At 49.4% G+C, this 16064-nt stretch carries 15 protein-coding genes; all 15 read left to right on the top strand.

The features are described from left to right. The first annotated feature begins 127 nt into the window (after window positions 1-127). The 15 genes from ATORI0001_RS01070 (at window position 128) to ATORI0001_RS01000 (ending at window position 16004) form a co-directional block, all read left to right on the top strand. Window positions 128-628: a YraN family protein gene (locus ATORI0001_RS01070; RefSeq protein ID WP_081450652.1), complete on the top strand. Its 501-nt coding sequence runs from the start codon at window positions 128-130 to the stop codon at window positions 626-628. Further along, window positions 621-2108, top strand: a complete 1488-nt coding sequence (locus tag ATORI0001_RS01065; RefSeq protein WP_040324406.1) for a YifB family Mg chelatase-like AAA ATPase — start codon at window positions 621-623, stop codon at window positions 2106-2108. The genes ATORI0001_RS01070 and ATORI0001_RS01065 overlap by 8 nt, the downstream gene beginning before the upstream one ends. A 7-nt stretch (window positions 2109-2115) precedes the next feature. Then, entirely contained in the window at window positions 2116-3015 is a 900-nt protein-coding gene (locus ATORI0001_RS01060; RefSeq protein ID WP_003148587.1) for a DNA-processing protein DprA, read from the top strand. Between the two features lie 8 nt (window positions 3016-3023). Beyond that, window positions 3024-4373, top strand: coding sequence for a methylenetetrahydrofolate--tRNA-(uracil(54)-C(5))-methyltransferase (FADH(2)-oxidizing) TrmFO (trmFO, locus tag ATORI0001_RS01055; protein ID WP_003148294.1), 1350 nt, complete (start codon window positions 3024-3026; stop codon window positions 4371-4373). Continuing rightward, complete coding sequence (gene xerA, locus ATORI0001_RS01050; protein WP_003148829.1) at window positions 4357-5298, top strand: site-specific tyrosine recombinase/integron integrase; 942 nt, start codon at window positions 4357-4359, stop codon at window positions 5296-5298. Before trmFO ends, xerA begins: the two co-directional genes overlap by 17 nt. A 172-nt stretch (window positions 5299-5470) precedes the next feature. Beyond that, window positions 5471-6226: a 30S ribosomal protein S2 gene (gene rpsB / locus ATORI0001_RS01045; protein WP_003148456.1), complete on the top strand. Its 756-nt coding sequence runs from the start codon at window positions 5471-5473 to the stop codon at window positions 6224-6226. A 70-nt stretch (window positions 6227-6296) separates the two neighbouring features. Beyond that, on the top strand, window positions 6297-7166 hold the full coding sequence (gene tsf / locus ATORI0001_RS01040) for a translation elongation factor Ts (protein ID WP_003148249.1): 870 nt from the start codon (window positions 6297-6299) through the stop codon (window positions 7164-7166). Between the two features lie 224 nt (window positions 7167-7390). Further along, window positions 7391-8113 carry a UMP kinase gene (gene pyrH, locus ATORI0001_RS01035; RefSeq protein ID WP_141752206.1) on the top strand — a complete coding sequence of 241 codons (723 nt, stop codon included), beginning with the start codon at window positions 7391-7393 and terminating at the stop codon, window positions 8111-8113. Beyond that, complete coding sequence (gene frr, locus ATORI0001_RS01030) at window positions 8113-8658, top strand: ribosome recycling factor (RefSeq protein ID WP_003148412.1); 546 nt, start codon at window positions 8113-8115, stop codon at window positions 8656-8658. Before pyrH ends, frr begins: the two co-directional genes overlap by 1 nt. Continuing rightward, entirely contained in the window at window positions 8659-9441 is a 783-nt protein-coding gene (locus ATORI0001_RS01025) for an isoprenyl transferase (protein ID WP_003148333.1), read from the top strand. Further along, window positions 9438-10508 (top strand): phosphatidate cytidylyltransferase, encoded by a 1071-nt coding sequence (locus ATORI0001_RS01020; RefSeq protein WP_003148394.1) that lies wholly within the window; start codon window positions 9438-9440, stop codon window positions 10506-10508. Before ATORI0001_RS01025 ends, ATORI0001_RS01020 begins: the two co-directional genes overlap by 4 nt. After that, window positions 10505-11698, top strand: a complete 1194-nt coding sequence (gene dxr / locus ATORI0001_RS01015; protein WP_003148147.1) for a 1-deoxy-D-xylulose-5-phosphate reductoisomerase — start codon at window positions 10505-10507, stop codon at window positions 11696-11698. Before ATORI0001_RS01020 ends, dxr begins: the two co-directional genes overlap by 4 nt. Window positions 11699-11701: 3 nt before the next feature. Further along, entirely contained in the window at window positions 11702-13093 is a 1392-nt protein-coding gene (locus tag ATORI0001_RS01010; RefSeq protein ID WP_003148180.1) for a site-2 protease family protein, read from the top strand. 11 nt (window positions 13094-13104) lie between these two features. Further along, window positions 13105-14226 (top strand): flavodoxin-dependent (E)-4-hydroxy-3-methylbut-2-enyl-diphosphate synthase, encoded by a 1122-nt coding sequence (gene ispG, locus ATORI0001_RS01005; protein WP_003148378.1) that lies wholly within the window; start codon window positions 13105-13107, stop codon window positions 14224-14226. 62 nt (window positions 14227-14288) lie between these two features. Beyond that, entirely contained in the window at window positions 14289-16004 is a 1716-nt protein-coding gene (locus tag ATORI0001_RS01000; RefSeq protein WP_003148327.1) for a proline--tRNA ligase, read from the top strand. Window positions 16005-16064: the final 60 nt, after the last annotated feature.

Raw genomic sequence — 16064 nt, 5'->3', positions numbered from 1 at the left:
ATTTTTAAGCCGTATGTACAGCGATTGTTCACAACTCTTCAAAATTTGATATCAAAGTTTTTTATGTTGAAAACATCTGTCAGATATCAGTCAGATAGCGGTCAGATATCTGTCAGATACACCTGTCATGATTGCTCTTCCAGAAGAGGTAGAAGGAGAGCTCATGAACGGTATGGGGAAAAGTAAAAAAGAGCCTAACGGCGCTACAGGTAATGAGTCTGTATTATCCAAAAGGCTGCTATCTGAATGTTCCCGAAGGGAAATAGGAGCAATGGGAGAGCAACTTGCAGCCGATTATCTTGCCGAGCGCGGCTACAAAATCATACAGAGGAACTGGAGGTGCAAGGGCGGCGGAGAAGCAGATATTATTGCTCAAGATGGTGATGTGTATGTCATGGTTGAAGTAAAGACTCGAAGGATGCTTCAAGTAGATGCAAATCTCATGCCTGAATTAGCCGTTACCGCGCAAAAACAACGAATGTATAGAAAGATGGCTCTGCTCTACCTTGCGTTTCATGGACAAGTGAGTATGATCCGTTTCGATGTGATTGCTATCAATCTTGTTGCTGAACACAATGCAAGTCTCAGACACCTCATTGGTGCTTTTAGCTGGGATGAAAATGTCTAGTTCAAAAGTGGTTTGCGTGAGAACTGCAACGATTAGAGGAATTGAGTCTGTTCCGATAAACGTAGAGGCAAGCGTTGCGGGAGGTATCCCTGGCGTAACTGTGGTAGGAATGCCGGACTCAGCGGTTCTTGAGGCGCGTTCTCGGGTAAGGTGTGCCATCAATGCCTGCGGTTTTGCCATTCCTCGACGACACATTACCATAAACCTTTCGCCGGCTGATATGAGAAAGACCGGCTCAGGATTTGATCTGCCTATGGCCGTTGCAATTCTTGTTGCTACAGGTCAGCTTTCTGAAGAGATTCTTCGAGATAACATTTTTGTTGGAGAGCTTACGCTTAACGGTGATGTTTCTCCTGTAAGAGGGACAATCGCATACGCCACACTTGCCCATGATTTACAAAATAATTTGGTTATCTCCGATAAAAGTGAGTTAGCCGGCATACATACAGAACACGTCTATGCCATCCAATCTTTACGTGACCTATGTATGCACGTCAAACTACAACGATATTGCCAAAGAGGCATGAGAAATCCGAAGATTTCTGAAAGCTGTGGAAAAGATCTTGAATTTGGAGACGTTATCGATCAAGAACTTGCTAAGCGAGCGCTTGTTCTTGCTGCGATTGGATCGCATGGCATGTTGATGGTTGGGCCACCGGGTTCAGGAAAAACCATGCTTGCACGGCGGTTCTTATCGATTCTTCCAAAACTTGCACAAGACGAATTACAAGAAGCGCTTCTTATACATTCAGTAGCCGGTGAGTCTTCAAAATTACTGGCTCATGGTATGAGGCCATTTAGAGCTCCGCATCACTCAATATCTTTGGGTGGCCTCATTGGAGGAGGAAGACCTGTTTTACCAGGGGAGGTATCACTTGCGCACAAGGGTGTCTTATTTCTCGATGAGCTGCCGGAGTTTGCAACCAATACGCTGCAGGCTTTGCGTCAGCCGTTAGAGGACAAGAAGGTCCGGCTCGTACGCGTTGATGGTTTATATACATTTCCTTGTGATTTTCAATTATTGGCTGCAGCTAACCCTTGTCCCTGCGGTTTTTGCGGCGACCCGGACCATCTTTGTACTTGCACTCCGGCACGCATTGATACATATCAGTCAAAAATAGGGGGTCCGCTTATGGATCGGATAGATATTGTGTGCGATGTTGTGAGGCCTTCGTCAACCAAAGTTATTGAAGGAGATAGAGGTCTTACTTCAAAAGAGATGAGGCAGCTGGTGATATCAGGTCGCGAGTATCGGCGTTGGCGAGAAGAACAACAATCCAAAGGAGATCAACGCGCTGTGTTTGAAGAAGGAGCTCAACGGCTTTTTGAGCGTTATGCCAGAGGTCTGTCTTTAGGAGGCAGATCAATTGCCAGGGTTTCTCGCGTTGCGCGAACGGTGGCTGATCTTGAGCACCATGAGCTTGTAACAAAAGACGATCTGAGCGAAGCGGTAGCATTTCGTTCACGGATTTTAAGGTAGTGGATATATGGCAGAGAGATGGATACTTACACGCGGAGATGACTACTATCCAAAATGTCTTGAAGACCTACATTCTCCACCGAGAGTTTTATATGGCATAGGCGATCCAACGTTACTCTCAGCTCCGATGCTTTCAGTGATTGGAGCGCGCAGGGCAACTCCCTATGGAATTGCCATTGCAGAAATGACGGCGAGAGTTGCGGTGGATTGTGGTGTTACCGTTGTTTCCGGAGGCGCTATGGGTTGTGATTTTGCAGCAGGAATGAGCGCTCTGTCAGCGGGAGGAAAGACAATTGTAGTACTTGGATGTGGTGCTGACGTTATCTATCCGCGCTCTTCAGAACCCCTTATTTTAGCCGCTCAAGAACAAGGGGTGGTTCTGTCCTTGGATCCGTGGAAAACCCCGCCTCGTCGTTTTGCCTTTCCAAGAAGAAACGCCATTATTGCAGCACTTGGATCTGTTCTTGTTGTGACAGAGGCGGGCATTCGCTCAGGAACTATGACAACGGCGGAAGCCGCAATAGATTTAGGCAGAGCACTGTATGCAATTCCAGGATCAATTTTTTCTCCCACCTCAGCAGGAACCAATCGACTTATTTCTGAAGGAGCAAGAATTATTTCAGACGAGAGTTCACTTGCCGTGTCTCTTGCTCTCGATTTTGGAACCGTTGCTCGGGCGCAAAAAGACCAAACTTCGCCTAAAAGTCGCATTATTTCCGCACTTCTCGCTTCACCGAGCAGGCCAGAGGAATTGGCTATGAGATTAGGGGAGGATGTGTTGACCCTCATGAGAACTCTGACAGACTTTGAAGCATCCGGAATCATTCAAAGGTTGCCCGACGGTCGCTATACCCCAACGCGCGAGTATCATTTAGGATTAGTAGACAAACCAAAAATGCGTACCTGAAGGATAGTATGAAAAAACAAGTAACCGTTATAGGAGCAGGTCTTGCGGGCAGCGAGTGCGCGCTTCAGCTTGCGGCTCGAGGCATAGAGGTCTTGCTTATAGAACAAAGGCCTACCAAACAATCGCCGGCGCACCATACAAGTAATTTTGCGGAGCTCGTCTGCTCAAATTCACTGAAGTCAACAAAGGAGGAGAGCGCCGCAGGCATTCTGAAAAGGGAATTAGCCGGAATGAAAAGTTTTCTTCTGCAATTTGCACAAGACACTGCGGTTCCTGCCGGCGGAGCGTTAGCGGTAGACAGAGAAAAATTTTCTTCCATGGTAACTGCTGCTATTTCATCGAATCCGCTCATCAGAGTCGAGCGTAGGGAAGCGGTGGAAATACCAGCGGAACCTTGCGTAATTGCTGCTGGCCCCCTTTGCTCGGATAGTCTCTACGACGCAATTTCTCAGCGTCTTGGCACTCATCGCATGTCGTTTTATGATGCGGCGGCACCGATCATCGCTGCCGATAGCATTGATCGTTCTATTGTGTTTGCGCAATCACGATACAGCGAAGGCGAGAAAGGCGACTATCTCAATTGCCCTTTGAATAAGGACGAATATGGGATGTTTATTCAAGAGCTTTTGGCTGCATGTCGTGTGGTTTCGCATGAGTTTGAGCAAAGGGATCTTTTTCAAGCATGTCAACCCATTGAGGAGGTGGCGCGTACCGGAGTAGATTCACTTCGTTTTGGTGCGCTTAAACCCGTAGGGCTTACCGATCCAAGAGATGGACGGCGTCCGTGGGCTGCTGTTCAGCTTCGTGCTGAGAATGCGGATGCTACGGCATATAATCTGGTTGGTTTTCAGACCAACCTCGTATGGGGTGAGCAACGGCGAGTTTTTTCGATGATTCCCGGTCTGGGGGAGGCAGAGTTTTTGCGCTATGGTGTTATGCATAGAAATTCTTTTGTAGATGCACCCCATGCCCTTACTCCTTCATTTGCAATTCCCCATACCCACATACGACTTGCCGGACAACTTACCGGTACGGAGGGCTATGTCGAGGCAATCGCATCGGGGTTGCTTGCGGCGCTTAATACCTATGCTGACCTTATCGCCGCGCCTGAGATTTGTTTGCCAAAAACCGGTGCGCTTGGTTCTCTTGTCTCGTATGCCACAGATCCCAATACCAAAGAATATCAACCCATGCACGTGAATTTTGGGCTTTTCCCGCCTTTGGACGAAGAAATAAAAAAGAAGGATGAGCGACGTCGGCGTATGACGCAACGAGCACAGAGAGACTTTGATGAGTACCTCAGTACACGTCATGATATTTTTGTACTAGAAGGTGATGCTCTTGTCACAAACCTCTGACAATTCGCCCGCAAACTCATATGTTGATGAGTTCATTGCGTATCTGAGAACGGTAAGAAACTTATCCGATAACACAACCAGGGCATATTCTGTAGATTTAGCTTCATATATATCATGGTGCAAGCGAGAAGAGCTTGATCCTCTGCAAGCCACGCACAGAAGTCTTCGCGCGTATTTGTCCTATCTTGACCAGGCACGTTATTCAGCGCGTACACTCAATAGGCATCTCTCGGCTTTACGGGGATTTTACAAGTGGCTCAATAAAGAGAAATATCTTGAAGTGGACCCTTCTTTAATTCTTACCAGCCCACGTACTTCTCGCCGACTTCCGCAAACCATGTCGGATGAAGATGTTCAAAAGCTGTTATTGTCGTGCGATACCGATACTGCCGTAGGACTTCGAGACAGAGCAATTCTTGAATGTATGTACGCTACCGGGGCTCGAATCTCAGAGATATCTCATTTAGACAGAGAAGATGTAGACATGAGCCAAGGTGTGGTAAGGCTTTTTGGCAAGGGATCTAAGGAGCGAGACGTTCCTCTCTACAAAACGGCACGCGATTGGCTTGAGGCATATATGTATGGAGCTCGATCTCAGCTTATTGGAAAGGGGAGAAAATCGTTGCGAAATCCAAGAGAAGAGAAAGCTCTTTTTGTCTCCATAAGAGGACATCGCATGAGCGCCGATGTTTTGCGTAAAATGTTTGAGACTTACGTGAAGAAGGCAGGCCTTGATCCAATGCTCACGCCTCATGCAATGAGACATACATTTGCAACAGAACTGCTGAGTGGTGGAGCCGATTTGCGTGTTGTACAAGAGCTTCTCGGACACCAGAGTCTTTCGACAACTCAAATTTATACGCATCTCTCGATAGAGAGACTCAAAGATGCTGCAAAACAAGCTCATCCGCGCTCGGAATTGTAGCGGGTCGTGGTATACTATCGCCCGGCTGTGTAAATGCACGGTCTGTCGCTACCAAGCGGCACAATCACACACGCACGACTACTTATCATCCGTGGTGCTCAGAGTTCGAGCCAGACTGTGAGTGGATTTGATAAGGCCGACCTCGTGCGGAGGTTAAACCAGGAGGTTATCTATGGCTGCAAAGATTACTATCCAGACACTGCTTGATGCTGGTTGCCACTATGGTCACCAGACTCGTCGCTGGAACCCTAAGATGAAGCCCTATATCTTTGGCGATCGCAATGGTATCTACATTATTGACCTTAAGCAGACTATGCTGGGTGCCGACAAGGCGTACACGTTCCTTAAAGATCTTGCCTCAAAAGGCGGAACCATTTTGTTTGTCGGAACTAAAAAGCAGGCTCAAGAGCCCGTCGCAACACAGGCAAAGCGTGCAAATGCCCCCTATATTGACCAGCGCTGGCTCGGCGGTATGTTGACCAACTTTGTTACCATGCGCTCACGAATCCAGCGTATGGAAGAGCTTGAGGCTATGGTTGAGGATGGTCGCATGGAGGCGCTTCCTAAAAAGGAGCAGGCTCTTCGCAACAAGGAGCTCGCAAAGCTCAAGCTTAACCTCGGCGGCGTTCGTGATATGAACAAGCTTCCGGACGCACTTTTTGTAATTGATTCCAAGCGAGAAGAGAATGCCATTCGTGAGGCCAATCGCCTTCACATTCCCGTGGTTTCGCTTCTCGATACAAACTCCGATCCTGATGTGGTTGACTACGGTATTCCCGCAAACGACGACGCCATCCGTTCCATTTCGCTGATGTGCGAGCTTGCCGCAGACGCAATTCTTGCCGGCAGTGGCAAAGAGCAGATTTCAGCGGAAGAAATGGCTGCTCCTCAGGCAGACGAGGCGCCAGCAGCACCTGAGGCTGAGTAAGGCTACGCAGAGCGCATAAGCGCTTCATAAGTTCTAAGACAGGTATTCCTACGACCCCTAAGGAGGGGACATGGCACAAATTACTGCAGCTCTTGTCAAGCAGCTTCGTGATATGACGAGTTCTCCTATGATGGAGTGCAAGAAGGCACTTGTTGAGGCAGACGGCGATATCGACAAGGCAGTTGATATCCTTCGCACTATGGGTGTCGCCAAGGCCGTTAAGCGTGCCGGTCGCGAGACTAATGAAGGTACAATTGCAACGTTTATCTCGCCTGATGGTACAAAGGGAGCAATTCTTGAGCTTTCCTGCGAGACCGACTTCGTTGGTACCAACCCGCAGTTTACCGGCTTTGCGTCTGAGCTTGCCGAAGCTGTTGTTGAAAATGATCCTGCCGATGTTGACGCTCTTCTCGCGGCAAAGTTTGGCGAGGGCACGGTACAGGAGGCTCTCACCGACAAGATCCACAACATCGGTGAGAATATGCGCATTTTGCGTTTTGCACGCACTCAGGTTGAATCCGGTGCCCTTGCCGGCTACGTTCACCTTGGTGGCAAGCTGGCCACATTGGTGACTTTTGAGTTTAACAAGCCTGAAACACGCGACTCTTCAGACTTCAAGAATTTTGCCCATGATGTTGCCATGCAGGTTGCAGCCGCTGCGCCTGTTGCGGCACGTCGTGAGGATGTTCCTTCCGATATTGTTGAGCATGAGCTTTCTATCTATAAGGCACAGGCTGCCGAGTCCGGTAAGCCTGAGGCAATTCAGGAGCGCATGGCACAGGGTCGCCTTGAGAAGTACTACAAGGAGAGCGTCCTTACCGAGCAGGCCTTTGTAAAGGATCCGGATATGACCATCGGTGAATATGCAAAGCTTGTTTCCAAGAAAGTTGATGATAACGTTCAGGTTGTCAGCTTCGTTCGCTTCTCTTTTGGTGAGTAAAAATTATCGTCGTAGACAAAAGAGCCAGCTGCTTGCAGTTGGCTCTTTTTTGTATACCACATTCGCGCTTACTGAGGCGAATGCTTACTGGGAGAATGGCTGTCTGAGGCGAATTTGTCTGGGACGAAGGCTTACCGAAGGAATGGCTGTCTGAGACGAATGCCAAACAGAGCGTCTGATAAAATAATGAACGGTTAGATGTTTGCGTGTGGATGGAGGAAATCTTGTCAGAATACAAATACAAGAGAGTTCTTCTAAAGCTTTCTGGTGAGGCTCTTATGGGCGAGCAGAACTTTGGAATTGACCCTTCTGTTCCTGAACAGCTTGCCAAAGAAATCAAGCCGGTATGGGAGTCAGGCGTCCAGATTGCGGTTGTTGTCGGTGGCGGAAACATTTTCCGTGGCGTCTCTCAGGCTGCTGCGGGTATGGATCGTGCTCAAGGTGACAACATGGGCATGCTCGCGACCGTCATCAATGCACTTTCCCTGCAAGATTGCTTTGAGAGAAACGGTATGTACTGCCGTGTCATGAGCGCCATTACCATGTCGCAGATTGCAGAACCGTATATTCGCCGTCGGGCAATTCGCCATCTTGAAAAGGGTCGTATTGTTATTTTTGCTGCAGGAACCGGTAATCCCTACTTTACAACCGATACTGCGGCTGCACTTCGCGCATGTGAAATAGGAGCGGAAGCTCTTATGAAGGCAACCAAGGTCGATGGCATATATGACTGTGACCCGGTGACAAATTCTCATGCCGTTAAATATGACGTCGTAACGTACAAGGACGTTTTGACCAAAGAGCTTAAGGTTATGGATGCAGCGGCAATTGCTCTTTGCCGTGATAATAAGATGCCAATTGTGGTATTTGATATGGCAACCACGGGTGTTTTTCATGATGCTATCTGCGGAAAAGAAGTAGGTACAACTGTTATTGAGGAGGACTAATGAGCGTCTATACTGACAAAGCAAAAGCCTCAATGGATAAGGGTATTGAGGCACTCAAAAATAATTTCGCACGCGTGCGTACGGGTCGAGCAAATCCGCATGCCCTTGATCCCATTAAAGTTGATTATTACGGTCAGCCTACGCCCATCATGCAGCTTGCTGCAGTAAAAGTACCGGAAGCCTCACTGCTGGTTATTGAGCCATGGGATAAGACTTCGCTTAAAGCTATCGAGAAGGCCATTGAGGCATCCGATTTGGGAATCACACCATCTAACGATGGCGCCACGATTCGCCTCCCATTCCCGATGCCTACAGAAGAGCGTCGCCGTGAGCTTGCAAAAGAATGTGCCGGTTTGGCGGAAGAAGCGCGTATTGCCATCAGAAATGTCCGCCGTGATATAAATGGCAAAATTGAGCGTGACGAAGAGCTCTCCGAAGATGACCAGGCACGCGAGAAAAAGCATATTCAAAAGCTCACCGACGATTCGGTCGCAGAGATTGAAAGACTTCTGAAGGTCAAGACCGCTGAGGTCATGGAGATATAAATGCAGTTTGACAAGGCAAAGCTGGCTGCATATTACAAGGACGCTCCGGATGATATCTCACTTGATGCCCTTGATCTAAGTCGTATACCCGCACATGTTTCGCTCATTATGGACGGAAATGGTCGCTGGGCAAAGGCTCAAGGTCTTGAGCGCACAAAGGGTCATCGTGCAGGAGTGACGTCGCTGCGTGAAGCGGTAACAACAGCAGTCCGTCTTGGCTTGGACGTTCTTTCCGTATATGCGTTTTCAACGGAAAATTGGCGGCGCTCACAAAAAGAAGTTAACTTTCTGATGCAACTTTTTGCTGAAACGCTCATCAAAGAATTGCCACTTTTCCATCAAGAGAATGTACGGCTCCGTTTTTTTGGAAATCTGGAAGCGCTTCCCAAAAAGACATACATGACATTTCAACGAGGGCTTACTGAAACAAAAGACAATACCGGTATGATTTTCGCGCTGGCAGTTAATTACGGAGCCCGCGCAGAACTTACTCGAGCGGCAGCTCTTCTCGCCAAGCAAGCACAAGAGGGGAGTATTGATCCTGAAGCCATCACACCGGAAGATATCGAGAAGAACCTCTATACCGCCGGTCTGCCCGATCCTGATTTGCTTATTAGAACTTCGGGTGAAAAGCGTCTTTCCAACTATCTTCTTTGGCAGATTGCCTATTCAGAGCTCTACATCACACCAGTGTTGTGGCCCGACTTTACTCGCTGGGATTTTTTACGTGCGCTTGTGGCGTATCAAAAGCGTGAAAGACGCTTTGGGGGCGCGCAGTCATGACGGCAGAGAAAAAACAACATAAAAATATTTTATCGCAGGGCTCTCACGCCACCGAAGCCGCCGAAACTTCTAAAACAGCCGAAACAGCCGAAACAGCCGAAACCGTCGAAGCTGCCCATCAATTCTCCGAGCAGGCCGCCGGACTGGATAAACAGATTGATAAGCTTGAGAATAGACGCTCCAAAAAGGAACCGCTTCGAGCAGAGGGAAATCTCTTTGGACAACGTATTCGCGTTCTAACGGAAAAACTTTTAACGCGGTCTTTGTCGGGTGCTATTTATGCCATTACCGTGCTGGCATGTCTCTATGTTGGCCACGATGCCACGACGGTTCTTATAGCGGCAACGGGTTGGGTATGTTGTTCGGAGTTTTTTCATATCTGCCGGTTGGGCGGACGCATGCCCAATGAGCCTTTGGGACTCACGTTTGCGGTCGTTTTTCCCGTCTTGGCTCGTTTTGGATTCTATGGCATGTTCAGCTCCCTGCTCATATTGCTTATACTCTGTGGAGCTTGGTATGTACTGACACCCCGTGCCAATCTTGCGGATGTTGCGGTAACTTGTTTTGGTCCCGTATACACTTCGCTGGCATATTCCACCATAGTGATGCTTCGCTCATACGAACCGTCATTTTCTGTTCCATGGCTTACCTTGGCCGTTATGGTATCAGTTTGGGCAAATGATTCGTTTGCCTTTTTGATAGGGTCTAAGTTTGGAAAACATAAAATGGCTCCCCGTATTTCTCCTCATAAAAGTTGGGAAGGATTTTACGGCGGCCTTATAGGATCTGTTTTAGTATGGGTCCTCATAAGTACGTTGAGCCCTACCTTCCATATGCCTATCTGGTGGGGCATTGTGGCTGGTCTTTTTGAGGGCATTTTTGCGGTTGTTGGCGACCTTTTTGAATCGCGCATTAAGCGTGGTGTCGGTATAAAAGACTCAGGCTCCATAATGCCCGGCCACGGTGGTCTTCTCGATCGTTCTGACTCGATGATTTTTGGGAGCGTAGCCGCTCTGTTATTCTTAAACTTCTCGTTCTATTTCTTGGGAGCGTTTTTGCTTGTATGAGTATCTTTGAGAACACCGCACCGCATGCGTCGCGCCGGCGTCCTTTGCGCGTGGCCATATTGGGCTGCTCCGGTTCGGTTGGTCAGCAGACATTGGACGTATGCCGGCATCATACAGATAGGCTGCAGGTTGTTGCGCTTGCGGTCCACTCTTCATGTGCGGCGCTTGTTGCAGCAGCGCATGAGTTTCATCCCACGTGCGTCGCCGTTGCCGATGAGTCTTGTCGTCATGATGCGCTTCTCGCCAATCTGCCTGCAAACTGTAAGCTCACCTTCGGCTCTGAGGCGGTGTGCGCACTTGCGGAGCTTGAGGATGTTGACTGTGTGGTTAATGCCGTTGTGGGTGAGGCGGGTATCTATGCCGGATATGCAGCGCTTACCGCGGGAAAGATTCTTGCCTACGCCAATAAAGAGTCCATTGTGGTCGGTGGCGATCTTCTCATGCCGCTGGTCCGTCCCGGTCAGCTTATTCCCGTGGACTCCGAGCACAGTGCCATCTTCCAATGTCTTGTCGGCGAGAAACTCTCGGATGTATCAAAAATTTGGCTGACATGTTCAGGCGGACCATTTTTTGGCAAGTGTCGAGAAGAACTAGCGCACGTTACCGTTGCGGATGCTCTTGCACATCCAACCTGGTCAATGGGGGCAAAAATCTCCATTGATTCGGCGACGCTTATGAATAAGGGACTTGAAATACTCGAAGCTCATCATCTTTTTGAAACGCCCATCGACGATATTCACGTGTTGATTCATCGGCAAAGCCGTATCCATTCCATGGTTGAATTTGTTGACGGTTCGGTTAAAGGACAGCTTGGCCCCTCAGATATGCGCATCCCCATTCAGTATGCCCTGAGCTATCCTGAGCGCTGGCAGGGGGTTGCCCAACCTGTTTTGTGGGGGACTACCAACCCTCTGACCTGTGCAGAGCCTGATGAAGAGACGTTCGGTTGCCTTGCACTTGCAAAGCAAGCTGGAAGGGCGGGAGGAACTGCCCCTTGCGTGATGAATGCTGCGAATGAGATTGCAAATGAGGCGTTTCGTCTCGGAAAAATTGGTTTTCTTGATATTGAGCGTATTGTTTCGTCCGTTATAGAGAAAATTCCAAGAGAGTCTACCGAAAGCATTGCCCAGCTTTCTGAGATTGATGCGCATGCGCGAGCTCTTGCTCAGACGTGTGTGTTGAAAGGATAAGAATTGAATATATTGAGTATTTTATCTCCTGTTTTTTGGGGATTGGTTGTTTTATCGCTTTTGGTATTTGTGCATGAAGCAGGCCATTATCTTGCGGCTCGTGCGTTTGGCGTACGGGTAACGGAGTTCTTTTTAGGCATGCCGTTTCGCTATAAGCTCTCCTATAAGAGCGCTTCGCATGGAACCGAAATCGGAGTAACTCCGCTGCTTTTAGGTGGTTATACGCGCATTTGTGGTATGGAGGGCGCTGAAAGTGCCAATCTTGCACCAGCGCTTGCCTATGTGCAGAAAAAGGGTCGCGTTACGGTTGGCGAAGTTGCCGCAGAGCTCAACATTGAAAACAATGTTGCTTATGAAGCCTTAGAGGTCCTTGCAGATTGGGCTGCAATTGAGGCGTATGAGGCGCACAAAACCGGTGAGACGGACAATGGCGAGACGGACGATGAGGCCCTTATTCAATATCAAACCCTTGCACGTGATGCAAAGCTGAGAACCGAATATGATCGTGGCCATGATTTTACCCTTGACGGCTCAACCAAGGCAGGAGAGCCCCATGAGCCACAGATGAATCAAGACGATTTTCTCGCCCAGGAACGCTCTCACACCTACCTTGGTGCCAGCATTCCCAAGCGAATTGTGATGCTTCTTGGCGGAATTGTGGTCAATGTGGCCGTTGCTTTGGTTTTGGTGGCAGGCTCTTTGATGGTTGTGGGTGTGGCGGTTCCGCAAAATACGCCACAGATAGGTGCCATTGAGGAGAAATCACTTGCGGCGCTCGCAGGTCTTAAGCCGGGAGACACCATTACCGCCATTGATGGAAAAGCGGTGTCTACGTGGACGGATATGAGCGAGGAGATTCACTCGGCGTTGTCTGCGCAACGTGAGATGGTTGTGGCATACACGCGGGACGGTATGAATCTTGAAGTGACCATCAATCCCACTCTCAAGCCGGAGGCAAAGGTTATAGGCATTTCTCCTACAGCGGCCCAGTATCGACTTTCTCTTTCCGAAGCGGTTATGGCATCGTTTAACTATGCTGGTAAGGTGGCACAGTTTGCGGGAAGCCTTTTGATTCCCACACAGACTATGAATGTGCTTAATCAATCGTCTTCGGTAGTCGGAATCTCGGTCATGGCATCTCGGGCTGCTGAGTCTGGAATTGCCAATCTTGTTATGATCATCGCCATGATCTCGATGTCTTTAGGTTTTATGAACTTGCTTCCCATTCCGCCTCTTGATGGCGGCAAGATACTGATAGAGATTGTCCAGATAATTATCCGCCGTCCTCTTTCCGTAAAGGTACAAAATATTTTGACCTATATCGGTCTTGCATTCTTTTTGTTCATTTTTGTTGTTGCACTCAAAAATGACATTTTCCGTTTACTGTTTGGATAGCTGGTGGAGGTATGGCTGAGATAACTGATATGCGTATGGCTGAGCTTGCCCGTGAAAAAACACATCCGGTGATGGTGGGGTCTGTGCAGGTGGGAGGTGGCGCTCCGGTATCCGTGCAGTCCATGTGTACCACCAAAACAACGGACGCTGCTGCGACACTTGCACAAGTTAAAACACTTGCAGACGCAGGATGCGAGATAATCCGTGTAGCCATTCCTGACGCACATGCTCTTGCGGGATTTGAAGAGATATGCCAGAAAAGCCCGCTTCCTGTTGTTGCTGATATTCACTTTGATCATAGGCTTGCCATCGAGGCAGCGCGTCTCGGTGCCTCAGCACTTCGCATCAATCCCGGAAATATTGGCTCGTGGGAGCGTGTGGATGCGGTTATTGAGGCAGCACAAAAGGCTCGTATTCCCATACGTATAGGCGTAAACGCGGGATCTCTTGCAAAAGAGTTTGATACACGCCCCGATATGACACTTACAGAAAAGCTGGTAGCATCGGCAAGTTCTTTTGTCGCTCATTTCCAAGCACGTGGCTTTGATGATATTGTGCTTTCTGCAAAGGCTCATGACGTTCCTACAACTCTTGCGGTGTATCGAGCACTTTCCCGTGAGCTTCCCCGGATACCTTTACATATAGGGGTAACCGAGGCAGGAACGCTTCGTCAGGGAACGGTCAAAAATGCTGCGGCCGTGGGAATCCTTCTTGAGCAGGGAATCGGAGACACCATGCGCCTCTCGCTTACGGCCGATCCGGTGGAAGAAGTGCATGTGGCATGGGAGCTTCTTGCGGCATTGGGTATGCGCCGCAATAAGCCTGAGCTCGTGAGTTGTCCTACCTGCGGGCGTTGCGGTGTCAACATGATACCTATTGCGGAAAAGGTATCCAAACGCCTTGAGGACGTTCACGCACCAATCTCGGTGGCCGTTATGGGATGCGTGGTAAACGGCCCCGGCGAGGCGCGTGGCGTTGATATAGGAGTTGCGTGCGGCAAGGGGAGTGCCGTTCTCTTTGAGAAAGGCGTTCCTACAAAAAAAATTGCCGAAAAAGATATCGTTGATGAGCTTTTTGGTGAAATAGAAGCTCGATTTGTCAAAAAGCCCGACGATGAAGACAAGAATACGTAAACTATAAGAAAACGTGGTGGCGAGAAGGGCTTCTCGCCAGAGTGTGACCGGAAGGAATAACTTTGAAGCACTGGGTAAAAATGTCGTCACTGTATGCGCCGACCTTGAAAGAAGACCCTGCTGAGGCGGTGCTTGCCAGCCATAGACTCTTGCTTCGTGCGGGCATGATTCGCAAGACCGCCGCAGGGCTCTACAGCTATCTGCCGCTTGCATGGCGCTCTCTTCGCAAGATTGAAGAGATTATCCGTGATGAAATGGACGGCATTGGAGCGCAGGAGATATTGGTTCCGATTCTGACTCCTGCGGAGCTTTGGGAAGAGTCAGGTCGCTGGGACGTATACGGACCTGAGCTCATGCGCCTGCACGATCGCCATGAGCGTAAGTTTGCGCTTGGTCCCACTCATGAGGAGACCTTTACGGATTTGGTACGCAACGAGCTTAAGAGCTATAAGCAGCTGCCGGTAACGCTGTATCAAATTCAGGATAAATTTCGTGATGAAATGCGTCCGCGCTTTGGTCTTATGCGCGGTCGTGAGTTCATTATGAAAGACGCGTATTCCTTCTCGTCTACGCAGGAGTCACTGCAAGAGTGTTATGACGCTGAAAAAGGGGCATATGCTCGAATCTGTGAGCGTACAGGGATACGTGCTTTGCCCGTTATTGCCGATTCAGGTCAGATTGGCGGAGACACCTCCGTTGAGTTCATGGCGCTTGCCGATGCGGGTGAGGCGGCACTTGTATATTGCGACTGTGGATATGCAGCCGATACCGAAGCTGCAACCGTGAAGGTTCATGTTGAAGAGGGGACGGCAGGAGAGCTTGAGAAAGTCGCCACGCCCGAAGTTAGTACCATTGAAGATGTTGCGAAGTTTTTGCACGTTCATGAGGGTGCAACACGCAAGGCGCTGGCACTTATCGATGGGGATGGCCGTCCGGTGGTGTGCTTTGTACCCGGCACTCACGAGCTTAACGAGGTCAAAGGCGAGCATGTCTTTGGCAACTATCACCTTATGAGCGATGAGGAACTCAAAGAGAACGGTCTTGTGAAGGGCTTTATCGGCCCCAAAGATTTGCCTGCCGGTATTCGCGCGGTAGCGGACGTTTCTTTAAAAGATTCCGAGTGGTGGCTTATCGGTGCAAACGAGAAGGACTTCCACTTTACACACGCAAAACTTGGACGTGATTTTGAGATTGATGCGTGGGTGGATGTGGTGACGGCTCGTGAGGGAGACCTTTGTCCTACGTGCGGCCAACCCCTTCATGAAGCGCGCGGCATTGAAGTTTCACAGGTCTTCCAGCTGGGAACCAAATACTCCGAGGCACTTGGCGCAACGTTTACCGCTGAGGATGGCACCGAGCAGCCGTTCCTGATGGGCTGCTACGGTATTGGTGTTTCTCGCCTGCTTGCGGCTGTTGTCGAGCAGCACAACGATGAGCACGGTATTATCTGGCCGGTGTGCGTTGCTCCGTACGAGGTGGAAATTGTTCCTCTGAGCGTTGGTGATGATACGGTTTGGCCGGTTGCCAAACAGCTTGCCGATTCGTTTGTTGAAGCGGGTCTTGAAACCGTCGTGGACGACAGAGACGAGCGTCCCGGTGTCAAGTTTGCTGACGCCGATCTTATCGGTTTGCCGTGGCAGGTTATTGTGGGTAAGCGTGGCGTTGCAAACGGTGTGGCTGAGGTCAAAAATCGAGAAACCGGTGAGCGCGTTGATGTAGCACTTGATGAAGTTGCCGCATGGCTTGTCTCCCGCATCGCTCCACTCAGGCAGCTGTAGAGGGGCGAGAAGGGCTCTCGGAAGCATTTTTTGGATGCAATCTGAGTTTCTCGCTTGCGT

The sequence above is a fragment of the Lancefieldella rimae ATCC 49626 genome (genome assembly GCF_000174015.1).
In the GTDB taxonomy this organism is placed as follows: Bacteria; Actinomycetota; Coriobacteriia; order Coriobacteriales; family Atopobiaceae; genus Lancefieldella; species Lancefieldella rimae.
The sequence above is the reverse complement of the archived record's forward strand: the minus strand, read 5'-3'. Positions and strand labels throughout refer to the sequence as shown.